At 71.4% G+C, this 18,559-nt stretch carries 16 protein-coding genes; 6 read left to right on the top strand and 10 right to left on the bottom strand.

Features of this window, described 5'->3' with window-relative positions; all coding sequences use genetic code 11:
* The 4 genes from AB0C33_RS33300 to AB0C33_RS33315 all read right to left on the bottom strand — a co-directional run bounded on the left by AB0C33_RS33300 (position 1) and on the right by AB0C33_RS33315 (position 3,907).
* Entirely contained in the window at positions 1-1,176 is a 1,176-nt protein-coding gene (locus AB0C33_RS33300; RefSeq protein ID WP_358294565.1) for a cytochrome P450, read from the bottom strand.
* Positions 1,173-2,648: a CYTH and CHAD domain-containing protein gene (locus tag AB0C33_RS33305; protein ID WP_358294567.1), complete on the bottom strand. Its 1,476-nt coding sequence runs from the start codon at positions 2,646-2,648 to the stop codon at positions 1,173-1,175. The genes AB0C33_RS33300 and AB0C33_RS33305 overlap by 4 nt, the downstream gene beginning before the upstream one ends.
* Before the next feature lie 52 nt (positions 2,649-2,700).
* Positions 2,701-3,051, bottom strand: coding sequence for a VOC family protein (locus tag AB0C33_RS33310; RefSeq protein ID WP_358294569.1), 351 nt, complete (start codon positions 3,049-3,051; stop codon positions 2,701-2,703).
* Between the two features lie 85 nt (positions 3,052-3,136).
* Entirely contained in the window at positions 3,137-3,907 is a 771-nt protein-coding gene (locus AB0C33_RS33315; protein ID WP_358294571.1) for a trans-aconitate 2-methyltransferase, read from the bottom strand.
* A gap of 56 nt (positions 3,908-3,963) precedes the next feature.
* On the opposite strand from AB0C33_RS33315, the gene AB0C33_RS33320 reads away from it, so the two are divergent.
* Positions 3,964-4,467, top strand: a complete 504-nt coding sequence (locus tag AB0C33_RS33320; protein WP_352321957.1) for a MarR family transcriptional regulator — start codon at positions 3,964-3,966, stop codon at positions 4,465-4,467.
* A 252-nt stretch (positions 4,468-4,719) separates the two neighbouring features.
* On the opposite strand, the gene AB0C33_RS33325 is transcribed toward AB0C33_RS33320, so the two are convergent.
* Positions 4,720-6,537 carry an ABC-F family ATP-binding cassette domain-containing protein gene (locus AB0C33_RS33325; protein WP_358294573.1) on the bottom strand — a complete coding sequence of 606 codons (1,818 nt, stop codon included), beginning with the start codon at positions 6,535-6,537 and terminating at the stop codon, positions 4,720-4,722.
* Positions 6,538-6,790: 253 nt separating this feature from the next.
* Entirely contained in the window at positions 6,791-7,693 is a 903-nt protein-coding gene (locus AB0C33_RS33330; RefSeq protein ID WP_352321954.1) for a 4-(cytidine 5'-diphospho)-2-C-methyl-D-erythritol kinase, read from the bottom strand.
* 374 nt (positions 7,694-8,067) lie between these two features.
* On the opposite strand from AB0C33_RS33330, the gene AB0C33_RS33335 reads away from it, so the two are divergent.
* From AB0C33_RS33335 to AB0C33_RS33345, 3 genes are all read left to right on the top strand, one after another.
* Positions 8,068-8,580, top strand: a complete 513-nt coding sequence (locus AB0C33_RS33335; protein WP_358294576.1) for a sigma-70 family RNA polymerase sigma factor — start codon at positions 8,068-8,070, stop codon at positions 8,578-8,580.
* Positions 8,577-9,770 (top strand): hypothetical protein, encoded by a 1,194-nt coding sequence (locus tag AB0C33_RS33340; protein ID WP_358294578.1) that lies wholly within the window; start codon positions 8,577-8,579, stop codon positions 9,768-9,770. The genes AB0C33_RS33335 and AB0C33_RS33340 overlap by 4 nt, the downstream gene beginning before the upstream one ends.
* Before the next feature lie 68 nt (positions 9,771-9,838).
* Positions 9,839-10,654, top strand: a complete 816-nt coding sequence (locus AB0C33_RS33345; RefSeq protein WP_358294580.1) for an arginase family protein — start codon at positions 9,839-9,841, stop codon at positions 10,652-10,654.
* Positions 10,655-11,240: 586 nt separating this feature from the next.
* Here the strand turns inward: AB0C33_RS33345 and AB0C33_RS33350 are convergent.
* Entirely contained in the window at positions 11,241-11,873 is a 633-nt protein-coding gene (locus AB0C33_RS33350; RefSeq protein WP_358294582.1) for an NlpC/P60 family protein, read from the bottom strand.
* A gap of 413 nt (positions 11,874-12,286) precedes the next feature.
* The gene (gene rsmA / locus AB0C33_RS33355; protein WP_358294584.1) at positions 12,287-13,147 is read right to left on the bottom strand and encodes a 16S rRNA (adenine(1518)-N(6)/adenine(1519)-N(6))-dimethyltransferase RsmA; all 861 of its coding nucleotides are present in this window, start codon (positions 13,145-13,147) and stop codon (positions 12,287-12,289) included.
* Between the two features lie 71 nt (positions 13,148-13,218).
* On the opposite strand from rsmA, the gene AB0C33_RS33360 reads away from it, so the two are divergent.
* Both AB0C33_RS33360 and AB0C33_RS33365 read left to right on the top strand, forming a co-directional pair.
* Positions 13,219-15,444 carry a protein kinase gene (locus tag AB0C33_RS33360; protein ID WP_358294629.1) on the top strand — a complete coding sequence of 742 codons (2,226 nt, stop codon included), beginning with the start codon at positions 13,219-13,221 and terminating at the stop codon, positions 15,442-15,444.
* Entirely contained in the window at positions 15,441-16,670 is a 1,230-nt protein-coding gene (locus tag AB0C33_RS33365) for an FG-GAP-like repeat-containing protein (RefSeq protein WP_358294586.1), read from the top strand. The genes AB0C33_RS33360 and AB0C33_RS33365 overlap by 4 nt, the downstream gene beginning before the upstream one ends.
* Positions 16,671-16,697: 27 nt before the next feature.
* Here AB0C33_RS33365 and AB0C33_RS33370 read toward each other — a convergent pair whose 3' ends face one another.
* On the bottom strand, positions 16,698-17,534 hold the full coding sequence (locus AB0C33_RS33370) for a ubiquitin-like domain-containing protein (RefSeq protein WP_358294588.1): 837 nt from the start codon (positions 17,532-17,534) through the stop codon (positions 16,698-16,700).
* Positions 17,535-17,701: 167 nt separating this feature from the next.
* On the bottom strand, positions 17,702-18,556 hold the full coding sequence (locus tag AB0C33_RS33375; RefSeq protein ID WP_358294590.1) for a TatD family hydrolase: 855 nt from the start codon (positions 18,554-18,556) through the stop codon (positions 17,702-17,704).
* Positions 18,557-18,559 lie beyond the last annotated feature (3 nt).

Consider the following 18,559-nt stretch of genomic DNA (forward strand, 5'->3'; position numbering starts at 1 on the left):
TCACCAGGTGACCGGCAGACGGGCGAACCCCTGGGTGATCCTGCCCTCGTTGCGCGGCAGCTCGGCGACGGGGACGGCCAGGCGCAGCCCGGGGAGCCGCTGGAACAGCCGGCTGAACACCGCCTCCAGCTCCACCCTGGCCAGGCTCGCGCCGATGCAGAACCGCGGGCCGTACCCGAAGGCGAGATGCGGGTCGGCCGGAGGACGGCCGATGACGAAGGTGTCGGGATCGGGATAGACCTGTTCGTCCCGGTTCGCCACGCCGGTATTGAGGACGACGGCCTCGCCGCGGCGGATCGTGCGGCCGTCGATCTCGATGTCCTCGTGGGCGTACCTGGGCAGGCCGTGCAGGCTCGGCACGGCCATGCGCAGGATCTCCTCGACCGCGGCGGGCGCGAGCCCGGGGTCCGACCGCAGCAGGTCGAGCTGGCCGGGGTTGGCCAGCAGCAGGAGCACGCCGTGGTCGATGCGGTTGACCGTGGTCTCGTGCCCGGCGAAGAGCAGACCGGCGGCCAGCTCGGCGATCTTGCCGTCGTCGTCCAGCTCGCCCGCCAGGTCCGACAGGACGTCCTCGGCCGGTTCGTGCCGTTTGCGGGCGATCAGCCCGGCCATGTAGGCGCTCAGCTCCGCCCGTGCCGCGACGCCGGCCGCCTCGTCCTGGAGGTCCGCCATGCGGGCGGACACGCCGCTGAAGTACTCCCTGTCCTCGTACGGGACGCCGAGCAGCCGGCAGATGACCAGCACGGGCAGCGGGAAGGAGAGCTCGGCGTGCAGATCGGCCGGCGGCGTCAGCCCGGCCAGGCGGTCCAGCCGCTCCTCGACCAGGACGCCGACCTCGCCGGCCAGCCGTCTCATCCGCCGGGCCGAGAAGGAGGGCGCGAGCAGCTTGCGCAGGCGCTCGTGGTCGGCCTTCTCGGTGGCGGCCTCGCCCTGCGGCCCGCCGAGCAGGGCCGAGTTCGACACGCGCGGCGCGCGCTCGGGCTCGGGGTGGGAACGTCCCAGCCGGCTGTCGGTGAACAGCCTGCGTGCCTGCTCGTAGTCGGTGACCAGCCAGACCTCGTCGCCCACCGAGGTGCGCACCCGCGCGATGCCCTCCCTCGCCCGCAGCTCCCGGTAGGCCGACGGGACTTCGAGGGGGTCGCTGCGCGCGAAGGGTATTGCCGGAAGGTTCGTCATAGAACCTTCTTAACCGCCTTCACGGTTTCCGCCCAGACTCTGGGGAAATCGGCCTCGGCACGTTCGGCGGTGTTGCGTTCGATCCCGATCAGCAGCCCGTACGTGAAGGTGTCCTCGCCCGCCTGCCGGGCGCCCTCGGCCTCCTTGGCCAGCGTCTCCTGGGCGACCACGCCGTCCCGGTGCGCCCCCAGCACCTCCTGGACGTTCTCGGCCAGCTCGGCCAGCCTGGCCATGCTCTTGCCGAGGGTGGGTTCGAGGGCTTCGGCGGTGTATCGAGCGCGTTTGGCCGCCTTCCGGACGTCGTGCAGGGCGATCTCGCGGCGTCCGGCGTCCTCGGTGGCCTGGGCGGTCTCGTACGCCCTGGTCACGCGGTCCCAGCCGGCGGCGGCGAGGGCGGTGAGCTTGTCCTTCGCCGGCTTGGCGGCGGCCTTGCCCAGTTCGGGGGTGGCGATCAGGGCGTCGAGGGCGTCCAGGAGGGCGTAGTAGCGGTCGCCGCTGAGCGCGTCCTTGATGCGCTCGTACGCCTCCTGCTCGCGGACGCGCAGGTCCGCGCCGAGCCGGGTCTGGATGGGGCCGGTGACCAGCTCGGGGGCGAGGCCGGACAGCTCCCCGGCGAACCTGGCCCTGATCACCTCCAGGTCGCGGGCCTCGCCGAGCACCGTGCCGAGCCAGCGCAGCTCCTCCTGGACCTGCTCCGTGCCGGTCACCACCGACTTGAACGCCTTGAGCGCGCTGCGCAGCCTGCGCGAGGCCACCCGCATCTGGTGGACGGCGTCCTCCTCTGCCCTGCGCACCCGCGGATCCTGGCTGAGGAGGGCGGCGACCTGGCCCGACAGGTAGTCGATGACGGTCTCGCCCGCCGTGCCGGGTTCGGTGGCGGCCCTGGCGGGCGGGGCGGGTTCGAGGAGCCGGGCGAGCTTGCTGGCGCTGCCCGCCGGGCTCGCGCCCGCCTTGCGCAGCCGTTTGCCGACCTTGGCCAGCAGGTCGCGCCGGTCCTCGGCCAGGAGCTCGGCCTCGACCTCGCGCCACCGCAGCACCTTGCCGTCCCGGTGGACGGTGCCCTTCACCCGGTCGTCGGCGATCTCGACCAGCCGGGCGCCGCCGTCGTGCAGCAGGGTGACGCTGCGTCGGGTGTCGAGCTCGGCCACCACCTGGAGCTCCGCGCCCCTGGCGTAGGCCCGGACGAGTTCGGCCAGCTCCGGCGGCACGACCTTGGTGCTACGGGTGAGCGGGCACGTGATCTCCTGGCGCACGCCTCTGGCCTTGGGCAGCTTCAGGTGCCAGCCCGCGTCGTCGCCGCCGCGCCTGCGTCTGAGCGTGACGCCGCGCGCGGCCAGCCGCAGATCGGCCGTGTCGTAGTAGAGCGCCACGAGCTGATGACTGCGCGGGCCCGTGACCTGGGCCAGGCCGCTCAGGTCCGGGATCGTGTAGTCGGTCGGAACGTCGAACTTGTCCTCGATCTCGATGCCCACTGCACCTCACAAGTGTCCGATATCGGACCATGATGCCACCTGCAGGTGAACATCACACGGCCTGCAGGAGCTCGATGCGGTTGCCCATGGGGTCCGTGACGTAGATGCGGCGGTAGCCCGGGAAGAGGTCGTCGGGCACCGCGCCGGGGATCCTGGCGGCGTAGGCGTCGAGGTCCTCGACCAGGAACGCCGGGTGGGCCTTGCGCGCGGGCCTGAAGTCGTCCTCGATGCCGAGGTGGATCTCCACGCCGTCGCCGCGGAACCAGGCGCCGCCGCGTTTGGCCAGCTCCGGCGGCTTGGGGACCTCGCGCAGGCCGAGCACGTCGCCGTAGAAGGCGCGCAGCTCGGGCTCGCTGCCCTTGGGCGCGGCGAGTTGGACGTGGTGCAGGGCTTTGATCGTCATCTCTGGGTCTCCACGGGTCGTTTCCGGGCTCCGGTCATTTCCGGGCTCCGGTCATTTCTGGGCTCCGGTCACTTCTGGGCTCCGGTCACTTCTGGGCGACTACGAAGATTCGGCGGAAGGGGAAGGGGGTGCCGTAGCTTCTGGCCGGGTAGGCCTCGGCGAGCGGCCCGGCGAGGTCGGCCTTGAACCGCCGCTGCTCCGCCGGGTCGAGCCGGTCGAAGATCGGGCGCAGGGCCGTGCCGGAGACCCAGTCGAGGACCGGGTTCTCGCCCTGGAGCAGGTGCACGTACGTGGTCTCCCAGGCGTCCACCTGGCAGCCGCCGTCGTTGAGGAAGTCGAGATACTGGACCGGGTCGTCCACCGGGTTGGCCCTGTTGAGGTCGCTGAGCCGGTCGGACCAGGCGCGGGAGGCGCACAGCTCGCGGATGGCGACGTGGCTCGGGGCGTCGAAGTTGCCCGGCACCTGGAAGGCCAGCCAGCCGCCGGGGGCCAGCTCCTCCAGCCAGTGTTCGAGCACGCCGTGGTGGGAGGGCACCCACTGCAGGACGGCGTTGGAGACGATCACGTCCATGGGGCGGTCGGGGTGCCAGGTGTCGACGTCGGCCACGGCGAAATGCACCGAGCCGGTGAGCTTACGGGCCTTGCTGATCATCGCGGGCGAGGCGTCGAAGCCCTCGACGGTGGCGTCCGGCCAGCGTTCGGCCAGCATGACGGTGAGTTCGCCGCTGCCGCAGCCCGCGTCCACGACATAATCGGGAGCCACCGCACCGACTCTGGATATCAGCTCGATGAACGGCCGCGACCGCTCGTCGGCGTAGACGGCGTAGGTCACCGGGTCCCAGATATCTCTTGACATAGAGATAATTGATATCGAGAGAGATATCTCGATGTCAAGACAGTAGACTCTGTGTCATGACGCCACAGGATGACGAGGTCGACCGGCTGGTCGCGGCATGGCGGATCGAGCGGCCCGATCTCGACGTCGAGCCCCTCCAGGTCCTCTCCAGGGTGTCACGGCTGGCCAAACATCTCGACCGCGCCAGGCGGGCGGCGTTCGCCGAACATGATCTGGAACCTTGGGAGTTCGACGTGCTCACCGCGTTGCGGCGGGCCGGGAAGCCGTACGAGCTGAGCCCCGGGGCCCTGCTGCGGGCCACATTGGTGACGTCCGGGACGATGACCAACCGCATCGACCGGCTCGCGCAGGCGGGTCTGGTGCGGCGGCGGCCCGACCCCGAGGACCGGCGCGGCGTGCTGGTGTCGCTGACGGACACGGGGGTGGCGCGAGTGGACGCGGCGTTCGCCGACCTGCTGCGGCGTGAGCGCGACCTGCTCTCCGGCCTCCAACCCGCCGACCAGCGTTCCCTCGCCGCCCTCCTCCGCCTGCTCCTCGCCCCCTTCGACTCCCCCCAATAACCCCTCCAGAAGGTTTTACGCACGCTCTTCCGGCGGGCGCGGCGGCGGACGGCCCCCCTTTCGGGAGCCTCAGGGGCACGGCCGCCCGGCGACCGGGGCCTCAGGGCCATGGCCGCCCGGCGACGGAGGCCGCCACGTCGGCCACTGCCTTGCGGCCCGCACCGGCGACGGCGTCGGGCCGGTCCGCCGACGCCGCCTCTCAGGCGGCCGTCGAACCGGCGCGAACCCTCGTGTGCGAGAGCGTGGCGGGGGTCAGTCGCCGAGGCGGTCGGCCACTTCGAGCCATTCCGCCTCGACGGTGTCCTTCTGGGCCAGGACGTCGCGGAGCTGGGCGTCGAGGGTGCCCAGCTTGGCGTAGTCGCTGGCGGCTTCGGCCATGGCGGCGTGCAGGCGGGCCTCCTGGTCGCCGAGCTTGTCGAGCTGGCGTTCCAGGCGGTTGAGTTCCTTGCGGAGCTCGCGTTCCTCCTTGGCCGACAGCCCGGTCTCCGGCTGCGCGCCGGACGACCCCGCGACCGGGGCCGGAGCACCGGACGCCGGGGCAGGCGCGCTGCCGATACGGGCGGTCACCGCCGTGCCGGCGCTGCGGCGTTCGAGGTATTCGTCGACCCCGCCCGGCAGCATCACCAGCTTGCCGTCACCCAGCAGGGCCACGCACCGGTCGGTCACCCGCTCCAGGAAGTAGCGGTCGTGGCTCACCAGGATCAGCGTGCCCGGCCAGCCGTCCAGCAGGTCTTCGAGCTCGTTGAGCGTCTCGATGTCGAGGTCGTTGGTGGGCTCGTCGAGGAGCAGCACGTTGGGGTCGTCCATCAGCAGGCGCAGCAGCTGAAGCCGCCGCCGCTCGCCGCCGGACAGGTCGCCGATGACCTTCCACTGCGCGTCGCCCTTGAAGCCCAGACGCTCCAGCAACTGGGACGCCGTCCACTCCCGCTTGCCCAGCTGGAGGTACTTGCGGATCTCCTCCACCGACTCCAGCACCCGCCGCGACGGGTCGAGCTCGGTCAACTCCTGGGACAGATGCGCCAGACGTACGGTCTTGCCCCGGATCACCCGGCCCGAGTCCGGCTGGACGCCGTCGGCGAGCAACCGCAGCACCGACGACTTGCCCGACCCGTTGACGCCGATCAGGCCGATCCGGTCGCCCGGCCCGAACTGCCACGTGCAGTGATCGAGCACCAGCGGCCCGTCACCGGGGCCGCCCGCGTGCAGGGTGACGTCTTCCAGGTCGTAGACGGTCTTGCCGAGCCTGGCCGCGGCGAACCGCATCAGCTCGACGGTCTCCCGCGCCGGCGGCTCGTTCGCGATCAGGGCCTGCGCGGCGTCGATCCGGAACTTCGGCTTGGACGTGCGGGCGGGCGGACCGCGCCGCAGCCAGGCGATCTCCTTGCGCATGAGGTTCTGGCGGCGTTCCTCGGCCGCCTGCGCGATGCGCGCCCGCTCGGCCTTGGCCAGCACGTACGCGGCGTAGCCGCCCTCGTAGCGCTCGACCCGGCCGTCGACGACCTCCCACGTGCGGGTGGAGACGGCGTCGAGGAACCAGCGGTCGTGGGTCACGACCAGCAGGGCGCTCTTCCTGGTCGCCAGGTGGGCGGCGAGCCAGGCGATCGCCTCGATGTCGAGGTGGTTGGTGGGCTCGTCGAGCATGATCAGGTCGTGGTCGTCGATGAGCAGACGGGCCAGCGCCGTACGCCTGCGCTCGCCACCGGACAGCGCGGCGGCCTTGGCGCTGAGGTCGAGGTCGCCGATCAGGTTCGCCAGGATCTCGCGGACCTGCTGGTCACCTGCCCATTCGTGCTCAGCCCTGTCCCCCAGGACGAGCTGGGTCACGGTGGCCTCGGGGTCGAGGGTGTCCTGCTGGGACAGGAACCCGACCCGCAGCCCGCGCGTGTGGGTGACCCGGCCGCTGTCGGGACGCACGTCACCGGCGATGACCGACATCAGGGTCGTCTTACCGCCCCCGTTGCGGCCGACGACGCCGATGCGCTCCCCGGCCTCGATGCCCAGGGAGACGTCGCTGAGGAGCGGCTTGGGCCCGTAGGCGTGGGAGACCGACTCAAGGTTGACCAGATTCATGACGTGTCCAGGGTATCGGTCCCCTCAACCGCTTCCCGACGCCCACGACGTCCCTTGATCGTCTACGGGCCAGGGATTGCCGGACCGAATGCCCGTCTTGAGCGCCCGGCTCACGTCCGTCCCCTGGAGGCGTCGCCCTCGCGCGATGAAGCGTCGGCCCGTCACCCGATGGGAAGGTGCACGCGATGCCGGCCCCCTCACACCGCCCGTCCGTGATCAGCAGGTCCGTACGAGCCCCGAACCCGACCGCAGGTTAGAGCAGGGTGGCGCCGGTTACGGGGCCGTGGGCGGCGACCGTGGTGGTGGCGGCGCCTGTGGCGGTGAGGCTGTTGGCGAGGTCGCGGGCGTGGGTGGCGTCGATGGCCAGGAAGGCGCACGTGGGGCCGGAGCCGGAGACGATCGCGCCCAGCGCGCCGTGCTGGCGCCCGCTGTCGAGGGTCGTGGCGAGCTCGGGACGCAGGGCCAGGGCGGCGGCCTGGAGGTCGTTGCTCAGGTGGGCGCCCAGGGCGTACGCGTCGCCGGTGCCGAGGGCCTCGATGAGCGGGGCGTCGAGCTCGGGCCAGGGCACGCGGGCGTTCGAAGCCTCGCGCTGGCGGTCGCACTCCGCGTAGACCTTGGCGGTCGAGAGGCCGCCGTCGGCCAGCGCGAACACCCAGTGGAACGTGCCGCCCGTGGGCAGCTCGCTGAGCTGCTCGCCGCGGCCGGTGCCGACCGCCGTGCCGCCGAGCAGCGAGAACGGCACGTCGCTCCCCAGGTCTCCGGCGATCTCCATGAGGTCCTCGAAGGGCAGGCCCAGCCCCCAGAGCTCGTTGCAGGCCACGAGCGCCCCCGCCGCGTCGGCGCTGCCGCCCGCCATGCCGCCGGCGACCGGGATGGCCTTCTCGATGATCAGGTCGGCGCCGTACGAGCGGCCGGCGTGCTTGGCGAGGGCGCGGGCGGCGCGGATGGCGAGGTTGTCGTCGTCGACGGGCACCTGGTCGGACCATCTGCCGTTGACCGTGACGGTGATCGACTCGGCCTCCTTCGCGACCACCTCATCGAAGATCGACACTGCGTGGAAGACATTGACCAGGTCGTGGTAGCCATCTTCCCGGAGCGGGCCGACTGAAAGCTGCACGTTGACCTTCGCGGGCACACGTACGGTCACCGAACTCATCGATCTTCTGCCACTTTCATCGCTTGCCGGGGTCAAGGACACTCGATGTTATCGGGGTGGGGTGCGCTGACATGCGGTTCTCGGAATTAGACGTGTGAGATGACCTACTGCGGGCCACGCAGAGTGAGGTTCGTCCTCCTTTCGGCCGATCAGGTGGCCATAGGCCGACATTGCCGTCTTTCTGCCACCGCCTTCTCTCCGGGCCGACCTTCTCTCCGGAACGGCGCCTTGCCCTCTCTGGGCGTCGCCGATGGCCCGGACCGCACCGGGGAAGCTGCTTCGGTGGCGTCGCGGCCGTTGTGGGCGGTGGTGCAACAGGCGGGCTGGTGCCGGACATTTACCACTGTGTCCGGCACCTTTCGCTAGGAGAACTTGTGACACAGCGAGATCGCTTCGAGGCGGTCTACGACACGTACTACCCGGCGATACAGCAGTACGCCGCCCGCCGTACCAGCTCGCCCGAGGACACGGCAGACGTGCTCGCCGAGACGTTCCTCATCGCGTGGCGGCGGATCGGCGACGTCCCCCAAGGGGATAAGGCGTTGCTGTGGCTGTACGGCGTGGCCCGGCGGGTGCTGGCCAACCAGCAGCGCGGCGCCTCGCGGCGGGCTGTGCTGGCCGAACGCCTCCGCGACGAACTGGCCGCCGCCCGGACGGTGACGCCGGTTGAGCTCGACCACGTGCGCAGGGCGTTCGACGAACTACCCGAACGGGACCGCGAGGTGCTGGCGCTGGCGTGCTGGGAGGGGCTGAGCGGCGAGCAGATCGCCCAGGTCATGGGATGTACGGCGATCGCCGCCCGTACCCGGTTGCATCGTGCGCGCAGACGGCTGGCGGCGCTGCTGGAGCGGCAGCCGTCCCGGACGATGGTGATGAGGAAGGCATGAACGACATAGACGATCTGGTGAAGGCCATCGATCCCGCTCCGCAGGCGCTTCCTCAGGGATCCGGCGCGCGCGAGCTGCGCGACGCGATCATGGCGGCCGAGCCGCGACGGGCACGCCGCCTGCCGCTCCCCCGTCTACGGATCCTCTGGGCGCCGGTGGCGACGGCCGTGGTCGTCGCCTTGGTCGTCACGCTGGTCACGAGCTTGACCGCTGCTCCGCCCGTGCTCACGCCGTCGAGGCCCAACCAGGAGTTGTACGACCTCGCTGACAGGATCGAGAAGCTGCCCGCAAGCAGCGGCGCGTACTGGCGCGATGTTCGGATCGAGGGCAACGCCTGGTCGGCCGGCGGCGGGTACACGATCATGGTGGCCGAGCGCCGGGAGACCTGGCAGCCGCGCGATCCCACCGACGTGGTGATCAGGCAATGGTCGCCGGCCATCGCCCGCCCGGCCACGGCCGCGGACGAACGTGCCTGGCGCGCTTCGGGGGCACCCGCCCAGGTGGCGGGCCCTTGCTATGGCGGCGGCAGAACGTCGTGCCGTCCGGTACCGATGAGCGATGGGGATGTCGTGGACGGGCTGCCGTCGGCTCGTGGCGGCGAGGCCAAGTCGATCACCGGTGTGGACGGTTCCAAGGGTTGCGTGTACAGCGCGGGGCTGGAACCTAACGGGGTTTATCCGGATATGACGGTCGCCGAGTTCACCATGGCGGACCTGTCCGTGTTCCCTGCTCGCCCTGACGAACTGATGAGGCGGCTGCACGTCTACCACGAGCTCTCGACGGCGCGCGGGTTCGCCCAGTCCTTCCAGGACTTTCTGCCCGTCACCGTGAACCTTCTGGCCATGCCGCTCGGGCCTGCCCAACGTGCGGCGGTCATCCGGGTGCTGGCCGGGTTGCCGTCCACCAAGGTGGTCGGCACGGTCGGGGACCCGCTGGGCAGAGCCGGGCTTTCGGTGGACCTCGGCGGCACCGGGAGCCAACTGCTGTCGCCGGGCAGGGCGGTGACCGTCCGCGACAGGCACATCCTCGATCCCGTGACGGGTCAGTTGCTCGCATCGGTCTCCTACGCGGCTCGTACGGCTGCGGGGGCGAGGGAAGGCGAGGTCGTGAGCTATCGGGCACGCGGCTCCGAATCCGGCTGGACCGGCCCGCCGGCTCCGGCGCCCAGGGGGTGCAAGCGGGACAGATGACCGGGCCTGGAGTGGTGGTGCCGCGTCGGCATTGGTTCGTCCTTGGGATGCTGAGAGGACTACTTGATGTGGAGGTGCTCGTGTCCGAGGTGACGGTTGTCGAGGTGCCGCAGTGGCGGGGGTCCGGGGCTCGTACGGCTGAGCGACTGCGGGAGGGGGCCCGGCTGGTTGCGGAGATGGTGGACGCGGATCGTCGGATTCAGGTCGAGGTCGATGACGATGATCTGGTGGTCACTGCTTCCAGGGTTCGGGCTGCGGTCGTCGAGGCTGGGTGGGACGGGCTTCTGGTCACCGCGGGTGGGGACTGCGGTGTCGAGCTGGAGCCGGTGACAGCGGCGCGGCGGAGGTTCGGGGATGGGCTGGTCGTCGTCTGGTTCGATGCGCATGGGGATCTGAACACGCCGGAGTCGTCGCCGTCGGGGGCCTTTCACGGCATGGTCCTGAGGGCGTTGACCGGTGAAGGGCCTGACGGGCTGGTGGCCGGGCAGCCGGTCGGGGCCGGGCAGGTGGTGCTGGCGGGGGTGCGTGATCTGGATCCGGCCGAGGTCGCGTTCGTCGAGGCTCGGGGTGTGCGGTGGGTGCGGGCAGCGGATGCGGAGGCTCTGGTCGAGGCTGTCGGTACTGCGGCTGCGGGCGGGGAGCGGACGGCTGTTTATGTGCATGTCGACTTCGATGTCCTGGATCCGCAGATTTTCGGGAGCGTGGGGTCTCCTACGCCTGAGGGGTTCCGGCCTGAGGAGCTTCTGGAGCTGGTGAGGGCCGTCGCGGAGCGGTTCGAGGTGGTGGGGTTGGGGCTCATGGAGTATGAGCCGGCGGGGGCGGAGGATCAGGCGTTGCTCACGTCGGTGGTGAAGGAGTTGGTGGCGGTCTGCGCCGGGCGGTAGGTGGCGCTCGCGGCGGAGCGGTCCTCTTGGGTGCTGGTCGGGGCAGGCGCTCGCCTGCGGTGCTGGTCAAGGTCAGTGGTGGGCGCTCGCGGTGCTGGTCAGGGCGAGCGGCAGTCGCCTGCGGCGCTGATCGGGTGGACGGTGAGCGCCCGTAGCGCTGATCAGGGTGAGCGGCAGTCGCCTCAGGGGTAGAAGGTGGGCGCCTGTGGTGCTGGTCAGGGTTGGCCGCAGAGGCCCATGGGACTGCTCGGGGGTAAGTGTCTGGTCGCGGCGCTGGTTCGCGGCCCGTGGCGCTGCTCAGGGTTGTAGCCGGTCGCAGCGCTGAGTCGTGGTGGTTGCTCTCAGGTGATGAGTAGGCGTCCAGGGTGGATGGCCGCCTGCCGGAGGGTGCGTCGTCAGCAGTTGGTGGACGCCCGGGGCGGCGGGCGCCCTGGTTGACGGGCGCCCTGGTTGACGGGCGACCGGAGTTGGCTGGCACCCATGGTTGGTGGACGTCCGGGGTTGGTGGACGTCTGGGGTAATGGGCGGTGACGGGTGGTGGGTGTTCGGGGGCTGGGGTGTTCCTTGCGCCGAGGGTGCGGTGGTGTCAGGCGGGGCGGATGGTTCCTCGGTAGGCGGTTCGGTAGTAGGCGGAGTTCAGGAAGTCGGTTCTCCGTACTACGTCGCCGGTTCGGGGGGCGTGGATCATGATGTTGTCGCCCAGGTAGAGCGCTACGTGGGTCGGGTCGCCGGGGCCGCCGAAGAAGAGGAGGTCGCCCTTGCGTCTGGAGGCGAGGGGGACTCTGCGGCCCTGGCGGAACTGGGTGCCGGTGTAGTGGGCGAGCCTTACTCCGGCCTTGGACCAGGCGTAGAGGGTGAGGCCGCTGCAGTCGAAGCCTCTTGTGTTCGCGCCGGTGCCGACTCCGATGGTGGGGCCTCTTGAGGAGCCGCCGCCCCAGGAGAACGAGACGCCAAGCTGGGAGAGGGCGGCGGCGGCTGCGATGTCGCCCTTGTGCTTCGGGCGCTTTCTGGGTTTCTTCGGCTTCGGTTTCTTGGGGTGGTGGGGGGCCGGGCAGCGAGTGGTGGCGGTTGCTGCGGCGCCGGCGGCGGGGATGGTGATGGTGGCCCTGAGGCATGGAGGGGGGGTGGCTCTGGCGAGGGTGGGGTGGGCTCCTGTGACGGTCAGGAGGCCACTGCTGAGGATGACCGACAGTTGGGTGACGTGGTGGCGGGTGTTCATGGATGGCTCCTTCGTCGTGATGAGGGACGGGAGCCAGGATCACCTGGGTGAAGCGGGGGCGGAGGGGCCGAACGGGGTTCTGTGGATGGGTGGGTGTTGAGCGGCTTGGGGTGTGGACAGCCGCCCGGTGTCGGGTCTCGTGCGAGCACGGGTGGATGTGGGCCGGGCGCGCGCCTGCGCGGAAAGGCGGGGCGTGTGGGGGGCTGTGCAGGTTCGCCGCGCCGACGCCAGGCGGACGTCCCGAGGCCGCACGTGAAGCCGACGCCAGGCGGACGCCCCGAGGCCGCATGTGACGGGAGGCAAGGCGCCTGGGGGTGTGCGGGCGTCACGGAACGCCAAAGCCCTGGGGTGGAAGGGGTGCTCAGGTAGGGCTCGGGGGGTGGGGCTTGGGTTCTTTGAGGATGGGGATTGGGTTAGGGCTTTTGTTCGGCTATTCGGGCGAAGGAGTCGACGGTGAGTTGTTCGCCTCTGGCCGAGGGGTCCACGCCGGCGGCTCTCAGTGCCGTTTCCGCCTGGGACGGACTTCCGGCCCAGGACGCCAGGGCGGCCCTCAGGGTCTTGCGGCGCTGGGCGAAGGCGGCGTCCACGACGGCGAAGACCTCTTCCCTGGTGGCCGTGGTGGCCGGCGGTTCGCGGCGGGTCAGGGAGACCAGGCCGGAGTCGACGTTCGGGACGGGCCAGAACACCGTACGGCCGACCGGGCCCGCCCGTCGGACGTCGGCGTACCAGGCGGCCTTGACCGACGGCACGCCGTACACCTTGGAGCCGGGACCGGCGGCGAGGCGGTCGGCCACCTCCAGTTGCACCATGACCAGCCCCTTGCGCAGCGAGGGCAGCGTCTCCAGGAGGTGGAGCACCACGGGGACGGCCACGTTGTACGGGAGGTTGGCCACCAGAGCCGTGGGGTCGTGACCGGCGAGGTCGTCGAGGGAGATCTTCATGGCGTCGGCGTTGACGACCGTGAGCCGGTCGGACGGGCCGCGCTCGGCGACGGTGAGGGGCAGTTGGGTGGCCAGGACCGGGTCGATCTCGACGGCCACCACGTGCGCGGCCTCGGGCAGGAGCGCCAGGGTGAGCGAGCCGAGGCCGGGCCCGACCTCGATGACCACGTCGTCGGCCGACAGGTCGGCCACGCGGACGATGCGCCGGACGGTTCCCGCGTCGATCACGAAGTTCTGGCCTAGCTTTTTCGTGGGGCGAAGATCTAGCTTGTTCGCCAAAATACGTATTTCTGCAGGGCCCAACAGCCTCATCATCCAACCAGTCTCCCGCATCGAAGAACCTGCGATGGCGGATGGGGGAGACCTAAGGAGAGGATGGCGTGGAACAGGAAGGGACGTCCCTGATGGAGCCAACGGGCGCCGCGCCGCTCCGTCCGACCGATCTGCGGGAGATCGGGCCCTACCGCCTGCTCGGACGACTCGGCGAAGGCGGCATGGGGACCGTCTTCCTCGCCAGGGCCCCGACGGGGCGATTCGTCGCGCTCAAGGTGGTGAAGGCGGAGTTCGCCAACCAGGAGGGGTTCGCCGCCCGCTTCCACGCCGAGGTGGACAACGCGCGCCGGGTGGCGTCGTTCTGCACGGCTCAGGTGCTCGACAACGGCAACACCGGGGACGGACGTCCTTACATGGTGACCGAGTACATCGCGGGCACTCCCCTTTCCGACCAGATCGTGACTTTCGGGGCACTCGACCCGGGGCCGCTGCACGGCGTGGCGCTGGGGGTCGCCGCGGCACTGGCGGCGATCCACGTGGCCGGGCTGGTGCACCGGGATCTGAAGCCGGCGAACGTCATCCTGTCGCTGTCCGGGCCGCGGGTGATCGACTTCGGGATCGCCAGGGCGCTGGACCGGGACACCGGGTTCACGCTCTCCGGGGAACTGCTGGGCAGCCCCGGCTGGTGGGCTCCCGAGCAGGTGCGGGGTGAGCTGGTGTCCCCGGCGGCGGACATCTTCGCCTGGGGGTGCCTGGTGGCGTACTCGGGCAACGGGCGGCATCCGTTCGGGCGGGGCGATCCCATCACGATGGCGACCCGCGTGCTGAACACGCCGCCCGAGCTGGGCGCGCTTCCCGCGCCGCTCAACGAGCTGGTACGCCGTGCCACCGCCATGGATCCCGCCCATCGGCCCACGGCCCAGGAGCTTCTGATCGCCTTGGTGGGCGGGAGCACTCCGGCTATCTCCGACAATCCGCCTACGTTGGTCGCCACGGAGATGCTGACCGACTGGGAGCCGCCGCAGAACGTCGTGGACGAGCCGGACGTCACGGCCACGTTCACGACCCCGCCGCCGAGCGACGCGACGGGCGCGCGCAACCCCGGCCCCGGGGGTGCCGCGGGCCCGGGAAGAGGATCAGGACCCGGAGGAGGCTCGGGACCCGGAGGAGGCTCGGGACCCGGAGGAGGCTCGGGACCCGGAGCGGGGCCGGGAGCGGGGCGGCCCAAGGTGCCCGGGGCGTTCGGGGCCGACGCCGGGCCCGATGTTCGGAACGCTTCCGGAGGGGCCGCCGGCTTAGCGGGCGAGCAGGCGGGAGCGCGGCAGGCGTCCCCGGACGAGCTGGCGCGGCGCGAGGAGCAGGCCGCCCGCGACGAGCTGGCCCGCTGGGAGGCCGAGGCGCAGGCCCGCCGCCAGGAGCAGGAGCGCCAGCTTGAACAGGCCCGCCAGCTGGCACGCCGGCAGTCCGCCTCGGGCGGGCAACCGGCACGGCCCCGGCCGACCACCGAGCCGCGGCCTCCCTACGAGTCGCGGCCCCCCAACGAGTACCGGCCAGCCACCGAGTCGCGGCCCCCCACCGAGTCACGACCGACCACCGACACCCGGCCCGCCACCGAGTCCCAACCCTTCACCGGCCCCCGATCCACCGCCGAGCGACGATCCAGCGCCGAACGTCGATCCGCCGCTGAGCATCGATCCGCCGCCGGCTCCCGACCGGCCACGGGCTCCCGACCAGCCACGGGCTCCCGACCGGTCGCCGGGGCCCGGAGCGGCGAGGGCACGGATCCGGGCGCCCTGACGTACGCCCCCGATGAACCGGACACCCTGGGCGGCACCCGTACGAAGGGCACCCGCTGGTTGATCGCCGCCGCGGCCGCCGTCCTGGCGATCGTGGTCACCGTCACCGTCCTGATCGTGAACTCCGGCCGCACCCCCTCCTCCGTCGCCACCTCCAACAGCCCCTCCAGGGCCGTGACGAACCCGCGTCCGGGCGACGTGGGCCGCAGGTTCGCGCTGGGCGGGAACTTCGACGACCCGGTGGTGGTCGTGCCGGAGGCGCCGGAGTGCGGGTTGAAGGAGTTCGAGGGGCAAACCACCACGAAGGGGCAGCTCTGCGTGGTCCACTGGACCGTGATCAATCCAGGCGGTGAACGCCGCCGGCTCGTCCGGCCGGTCGTCACCTTGGTCGACGACAAGGGCGGCGAGCACGACCCCGCCCCGGTCACCCTGCCCCCGGCCCTCCAGCCGGGCGGGCGGGTGGACGGCGCCTTCGTGTTCGACCTGGCGCCTTATCGCAAGCCCGTGAAGATGTCCGCGACCATGCTGGAGAACGGCCGACAGATCGAGGTCGCCCTGTGAGCCCCGTCCGAACGCTCCCCGCCGGCGCTTGCAAGGCGGTGGCGATGGCCGTCCTGCTCGCCGCCGGCGGCGTCCTGTCACCGCCGCCCGCCGCCGCGTCGGCGGTGGCCTGCGCCGGAGCCGCCGACTTCGACGGTGACGGCGCGGATGACGTCGCCGTGGGCGACCCGTTCGGCGACGGGCAGAAGGGGTCGGTCCACCTGCTGTCGGGCGCCAAGGTGACCCCCGTCGCCGTGCCGGGGCCGGTCAAGGGGGACGGGCTGGGCTGGTCCGTACGGCTGGCCGACGTGAACGGCGACTCCTGCGCCGACCTGCTGATCGGCGCCCCCTTCGCGGACGTGGACGGCGAGCAGGACGCGGGCAGCGTCTACGTCGTCTACGGCGGCAAGGCCGCGCCCCCGCAACGCCTGACCGCCCCGCAGCCGCAGCGGTTCGCGCACTTCGGCTGGTCGCTGGCGGCCAGGGGCGACCTGACGGTGATCGGCGCGCCCTACGAGGACGACGGCCAGATCGAGGACGCCGGCGCGGTCTACGTGCGCCAGGGCTCGGACGCGCTGCGCCGGATCAGCCAGGAGACCGTGGACGTGCGCGGCAACAGCGAGGTCGGCGACCAGTTCGGCTGGTCGCTGGCGATCGGGCCGCGCAACGGCCTGGTCGTGGGCGTCCCGTACGAGAACGACGACGGCGCGGGACGGCAGGTCCAGGCCGGCAAGATCGACTCGGGGTCGGTGGTCTTCATCGACGACGTGCTGGCTCCCCGGATCGTGAGCCTCAAGCTCGACTCCCCCACCAAGGCCTCCGGCGACCGGTACGGCTACGCGGTCGCCTACGCCGAGGGCAACGGTTACGCCGTCAGTGCGCCCGGCCCCGGCTACGTGCAGCTCCTCGACCCGAGCAGGAAGCAGACGAGGATGCTGAAGCAGGGCGGCAGGCAGGCGTTCGGCTTCTCGATGGCCGCCTCCTCGGACGGCAGGCTGGCCGTCGGCGCGCCCTACGGCGGCGGCGTCCAGGTGTTCTCGTGGAAGAACCCGGCCGACGACCGGAAGCTCGCGACGGCCGAGGGGCTGTTCGGCTGGTCGGTGGCCTTCAGCGGGAACAAGCTCTTCGTGGGCCAGCCGGACGGGCCACCGTACGGGAAGGTCGCGGTGGCCCCGCGCAACGCCGACGACGTGCAGTCGGTGCAACCCCCCAAGGGCACCGACTTCGGCACCGCACTCGCCGGGTGAACGGACCGGGCCCCGGACAGGGTGGCGTCAGGTGAACAGGCGGTCGCCGCAGTTGGGCCACTGGGTCTGCCACCGGCCGCCGACCCGCTGGTAGAGCAGCTGCGCCCGGTAGGTCTGCTCCTCCTCGGGCCAGGCGCTCGGCAGGCCGACGCCGCCGACCGCCTGCCACATGGGCAGGCTGAACTGGTACATCCCGTAATAGGGCCCGTCGGGGTTGTACGCCCGGGGGTCGCCGCGCGCCACGCAGTCGGCCAGCGCCTGCCAGTCGAGCCGGGTCACCTCCCACGGGATCTGTACGGCTCGCGGCGGCATGACCGTGATGACCGTCCCGTCCTCGGGGAAGCTGTCGAGCGGCGGGCGCACCATGGACCCGCGCCGGACGACGACGCGCTCCTGCCTGAGCACCTGCCGGACGGTACGCGCCGTGGTGCGCGCGGCGAGCCGGGTGGCGCCCGCGACCACGTAGACCCTGCGCTCGGTGTACGCCGTGAGCGACATTCCCGACAGCGGCACCGGGCGGCCGGGCGGCGCGGACAGGCTGCCGGCCGCCGCCTCGACGTCGAGCTCGGCCAGGGCGTCCCGGACGTTGGTGGCGGTGACCAGGTGGGTCGTGGTGTGGCCGTCGAGGGTCAGCGTGATCAGGCGGGCGTGGCGCACCTCGATGGTGGAGCCGTCGGCGATGCCCTCGCTCAGGGCTGGACGCACGACGTCGCCCTGCCCCACGGACACGCCGGCCTCGCCGAGCGCGTCGGCCACCCGCGCGGCGAAGCCGCGGATCGCCACCGGCGTGCCGTCGACGACCACGACGACGTCCTTGACCAGGTACGAGGCCGCGACCAGCAGGCCGGCGGCCAGCGTACCCACGACGCACACCACCGGCGTCCACGGAGAACGCCAGGGGATCCGCGGACGCGGCGCACGCCTCCTGCCTCGCACGAACCACCTCCGGAAACGGCCAGGGACCGCCCGAACGCTAGCGGCGGCGGCGCGCCCGCCTCCACCGCTTCACGAAAAGCCGAACGGAAAGATGGTCACCACTCGCCGAAGACCGTGACTCCGTTGGTGCTGATCGCCGCGCACAACTCGTCCGGATGGACACCCTTGACCTCGGCGAGGCAGCGCAGGGTGAGCGGGATGAGGTAGGGGGCGTTGGGCTTGCCCCGGTACGGGACCGGCGGCAGGTAGGGGGCGTCGGTCTCGACGAGCATGAGCTCCATGGGGGCCACGGCGGCGGCCTCGCGCAGGTAGCCGGCGTTCTTGTAGGTGACGGGCCCGGAGAAGGACATGAAATATCCGGCTTCCGCGCACTTTTTCGCCATTTCGGCGTCGCCGGAGTAGCTGTGGAACACCACCTTGTCCGGCGCGCCCTGCTCGGCCAGCACCTTCAGGACGTCGTCGTGCGCGTCCCGGTCATGGATGACCAGCGCCTTGCCGGTGCGCTTGGCGATCTCGATGTGCGCGCGGAAGCTCGCGTGCTGGTCGTCCTTGCTCGCCCAGTCGCGGAAGTAGTCGAGGCCGGTCTCCCCCACCGCGCGGACGTCGGCCTGTCCGGCCAGCGACTCGATCTCGGCCAGCACCTCGGGGGTCGCCTCGTGGGCCTCGTTGGGGTGGATGGCGACCCCGGCGTACACGCCTTCCTGCTCGGCCGCCACCTCGGCGTTCCAGCGCGAGGAGGGCAGGTCGTACCCGATGGTGACCAGCCTGGTCACGCCGACCTCGCGGGCGTCCCGCAGGATGGACCGTACGGTGGCCGCCGCCGCCTGGGCGGCCTGGGCCACCGGGTCGCCCGAGGACGCCTGCCTGTTGCCGACCATGATGTCCAGGTGGCAGTGGCTGTCGAACACCGGTGCGGAAAGCGGCTCGGGCGCGGCGGGAATCTTGCTCACGCA

Source organism: Nonomuraea sp. NPDC048881 (assembly GCF_040649795.1).
Classification (GTDB): Bacteria; Actinomycetota; Actinomycetes; order Streptosporangiales; family Streptosporangiaceae; genus Nonomuraea.

Coding starts and splice junctions, on each gene's coding strand:
- AB0C33_RS33300 (WP_358294565.1), bottom strand. CDS start 1,176: ATGACGAACCTTCCGGCAATACCCTTCGCGCGCAGCGACCCCCTCGAA.
- AB0C33_RS33310 (WP_358294569.1), bottom strand. CDS start 3,051: ATGACGATCAAAGCCCTGCACCACGTCCAACTCGCCGCGCCCAAGGGC.
- AB0C33_RS33315 (WP_358294571.1), bottom strand. CDS start 3,907: ATGTCAAGAGATATCTGGGACCCGGTGACCTACGCCGTCTACGCCGAC.
- AB0C33_RS33320 (WP_352321957.1), top strand. CDS start 3,964: ATGACGCCACAGGATGACGAGGTCGACCGGCTGGTCGCGGCATGGCGG.
- AB0C33_RS33325 (WP_358294573.1), bottom strand. CDS start 6,537: ATGAATCTGGTCAACCTTGAGTCGGTCTCCCACGCCTACGGGCCCAAG.
- AB0C33_RS33330 (WP_352321954.1), bottom strand. CDS start 7,693: ATGAGTTCGGTGACCGTACGTGTGCCCGCGAAGGTCAACGTGCAGCTT.
- AB0C33_RS33340 (WP_358294578.1), top strand. CDS start 8,577: ATGAACGACATAGACGATCTGGTGAAGGCCATCGATCCCGCTCCGCAG.
- AB0C33_RS33350 (WP_358294582.1), bottom strand. CDS start 11,873: ATGAACACCCGCCACCACGTCACCCAACTGTCGGTCATCCTCAGCAGT.
- rsmA (WP_358294584.1), bottom strand. CDS start 13,147: ATGCGGGAGACTGGTTGGATGATGAGGCTGTTGGGCCCTGCAGAAATA.
- AB0C33_RS33360 (WP_358294629.1), top strand. CDS start 13,219: ATGGAGCCAACGGGCGCCGCGCCGCTCCGTCCGACCGATCTGCGGGAG.